Origin of the sequence: Carnobacterium sp. (assembly GCF_040274945.1) — a bacterium.
GTDB lineage: Bacteria > Bacillota > Bacilli > Lactobacillales > Carnobacteriaceae > Carnobacterium_B.
In genome coordinates this window covers 1-3,277 of record NZ_JBEMAR010000021.1, presented here as the reverse complement: position 1 = coordinate 3,277, position 3,277 = coordinate 1, and the positions used below count along the sequence as shown (strand labels likewise).

The window sequence follows — 3,277 nt, the reverse complement described above, 5'->3', positions numbered from 1 at the left end:
GTAAGTAGTTCAGTTTTGGAGTACAAAAAGTGAAAATGTAAACCTAAATGAGTATCAAATTGCAACTGAATTTGATACTCGTTTTTTATTGTTAAATCAACGTTTGTTGTTAATTTACACCACAAAATGTAAGTTAAAATGTATATAAAAATGCGAACGTGAAATAATTATTGTAGGAATGCAAATTGGTGTGTTAAAATGGTTACAATTTACTAAGCAAAAAGGGGTGCATTTTCCTATGCAATTTCTTGAGCCAAAAAATAAGAACGCTAAGTCTGTGGATTGGGAAATATCAGAGCAAGTAAGGGTGATAGTTAAGCAATACGCTGAATATGCAGAGCGTACTGAAAGCGAAGCAGTGGATGAATTCTTATTGAACATTTTAGACTATAAGAAGTTTATTGAATGGATTGCCAACAAGCGAAGTAATAAGCGGATTGTTGAAAAAATGGGTATCAAAGATAGAGTGGGTTGATAGACAATGACCAAGCTTAAAAGATTAGCCACGAAGGAAGATGAAATTGTAGATGTTAAAATTCCGATTTCAAACGAAGAATTAAAAGATAGGGCTAAACAATATGATTTATTAACTCCAAAACGATTTGCAACAAGGTATAACAAAATGTTGTTCTTGCCAACGTCTTTTAAATGGAACGGTTCTGAATATCCCATTCAATATAATTACTGCATCAATCCGTTTTGTTGTAATTTTGGGAAAGAACAGCACAAATTCAAAGATGTAAAAGGGAAACCAAGTCGATATAAAATGACTGGTAGTTCCAAAGATAAAGGTCATAAAGGTATGTACTGCAATGACAATCCTATTGGCAGAGGTGTATCGCAAAACTGTACAGTAACCCCTTTATCTAATTGGTCTGTTGTTGAAGAAATTAAACGCCTTATAGAAATCAATAGCATCCAAGATGTTGAGCCAGATTATCAATTTCATAAAGAAGGCTGCTCGGAAGAAGAATCAACCCCATTCAATGAGCCGAAGCAATTTTACAAAAGGGGGAAAAGTAGGGGCAAATCTCAACGCTATCAATGTAAGGCGTGTAAGAAGTTCACTAATGTTCTACCAAAAAGAGAAGAAACCACTACTTATCACCAACAAAAGAACACCATTCTTCCAATGTTCGCTAAGATGGTTGTTGGAAGGGTTTCAGTCAGTCGTACTTGTGATATTTTAGGAATTGGAGTTGGAACCTACTATCATAAGCTGGAGTGGCTGTATAGGCGTTGTTTGGAGTTTTTAGAACGATATGAGACACAACCCCTTCAAACAAAGAAATTTAACGAGATGTGGCTTAATACGGACAAGATGCACTACTACCTAAATAACGTCCGTAAGAAAGGACAAGGTTCAAAGAAATATACGGGGTTTGAAGACCTTAATATGCAAACGTATATAGTTGTATCTGCTGAGGTCTTATCAAGATATGTGTTCCGTTCTGATGTTGCCTATGATTGGAATATTTCAATGGATGAATTAAATGAAGATACAAGAAAATTCAAAGAAGACCATCTCAATACTTTTAGTCGTAAAAATGATAGGTTAGATTGGTCTTATTATCCACAAGAACCATCCGCTAACGATAGCGAAAATAGGAATGCTTATCTTCACGAATTAGGGAAAATTACTAATAGGAGTAGATTTGTCGATGGTTTAAATGTTGATGCTCCTTATACTACAACTGCTCACTATTGGTTAATTAAACAAATGGTTAATGCCGACGAATGGCGAATGATTAGTGATGATGACTTCTCTATTAGAAACGCCTTTTATAGAGTATTCACGAAAGAATTAAGGTTGAGCGATGCACATCATTTTATTTGCCAAGTTAACAAGACGAAAAGCAGAAAACAATGCTTAAAAGAATTCGGACAAGCAAAAGCAGAACTGCTCGATTGGGGAGATATCAGAGGATTCAAAACAAAGTTTCTACGGACTTTGGCATCTCATTATCTAACTGAATTACTAACAAGTCATCAATTCCACGAAGAGGCTATTAGTAAAGATGGAGAAAGATATCGCAAATATGCCGATAACCCTATCAAACATCCATTAGCCACTAAGGATAAAGGATTTTATTCAGTTGATTGTAGAACGGATTTATCTGCTCTGGAACCAAACGAAATCGCAAAGATGCTATTAAATGTTAATGACCATTCGACCAATAGCTTTATTCAACAGATAAGACGTTATATATCATCTCTTGAAAGACCATTAACAACAGCTCGTGGTGATAAGAAGAGCTATATTTACGCTAACTTCAATCCGAAGTATGCTCAATTTGCGATTACAATTCTAAGAACTTACTACAACTTTTGTCGCCCTTTTAAATCAGCGGATAAAAAGGTTTTGACACCTGCTCAAAGATTAGGGATTACAGATAAACAATTTGATTGGAAAGATATAATTTATTTCAAATGACAAAAAGAGCTTGGAGTAATCCCAAGCTCTTGTGCTTTATCTTTACTGTTCTTCTTCAATTAACGCACCCGTTAACTCAATAAGTTTTTTCTTTCATATACATGAAAATAGTAGTTATACGGATTTTTATCATTCTTTATCCCTTTTTGGGCAAATACCTCATTCCATTCCTCATAATTCACTTCTGGAAAAAAAGTATCTCCTTCGAATTCATGATGTATTTTTGTGATGTACATTTTCTCAACATAAGGGAAAAACAAATTATAAATCTGTTCTCCTCCGAAAATAAAAATTTCTTCTTCGTTTTTACATAACTCAAAAACATCTTCTATTGAATGAACAATTTCACAACCATTAAAGGTAAACCCCTTATCTCTCGTCAGAATAATATTTCTTCTGTCAGGTAAGGCTCTTCCGATTGATTCAAGGTTCTTCCTACCTAATATTATCGGATGTCCCTTTGTAGTATTTTTAACATATTCCCAGTCCTTGGGAATCCTCCAAGGAATGTCATTCTCTTTGCCAATCACTCTATTCTTATCCATCGCAGCAATCAAAGAAACTTTCATTTATAACACAGCCTTTTTAACTAATTTACCATCTAATTTCTTATTTCTATCAAAAAACCTTTTCTCATTATCCTGCCCGTTAGTTGAATAAGCAATTTTTTCTATAAGTTATATTATCATAATACCACAAAATCACAAATTTTCATTCAATTATCATTTTCAATTGCATTTTATAAATCATTTTGTATGTAATTTGGTATGTAAGTTAAAATGAAAAAAGTAGTCCATTTTGAAGTACATTTTGTCATTTTGTACTCCAAAACTGAACTACTTA

Annotated in this window: 3 protein-coding genes; 2 read left to right on the top strand and 1 reads right to left on the bottom strand. The window is 33.7% G+C overall.

The window, feature by feature from the left end; genetic code table 11:
• Positions 1-178: 178 nt before the first annotated feature.
• A complete protein-coding gene (locus tag ABS916_RS12790) occupies positions 179-475 on the top strand; it encodes a hypothetical protein (RefSeq protein ID WP_002509042.1) in 297 nt (98 codons plus the stop codon).
• Between the two features lie 6 nt (positions 476-481).
• Positions 482-2,434, top strand: a complete 1,953-nt coding sequence (locus ABS916_RS12785) for a hypothetical protein (protein WP_000163792.1) — start codon at positions 482-484, stop codon at positions 2,432-2,434.
• Between the two features lie 71 nt (positions 2,435-2,505).
• On the opposite strand, the gene dfrG is transcribed toward ABS916_RS12785, so the two are convergent.
• Entirely contained in the window at positions 2,506-3,003 is a 498-nt protein-coding gene (gene dfrG, locus ABS916_RS12780) for a trimethoprim-resistant dihydrofolate reductase DfrG (protein WP_000868795.1), read from the bottom strand.
• Positions 3,004-3,277 lie beyond the last annotated feature (274 nt).

Excerpts from the sequence above, each read along its gene's own strand:
- ABS916_RS12790 (WP_002509042.1), top strand. The coding sequence starts at position 179 with ATGCAAATTGGTGTGTTAAAATGGTTACAATTTACTAAGCAAAAAGGG.
- ABS916_RS12785 (WP_000163792.1), top strand. The coding sequence starts at position 482 with ATGACCAAGCTTAAAAGATTAGCCACGAAGGAAGATGAAATTGTAGAT.
- dfrG (WP_000868795.1), bottom strand. The coding sequence starts at position 3,003 with ATGAAAGTTTCTTTGATTGCTGCGATGGATAAGAATAGAGTGATTGGC.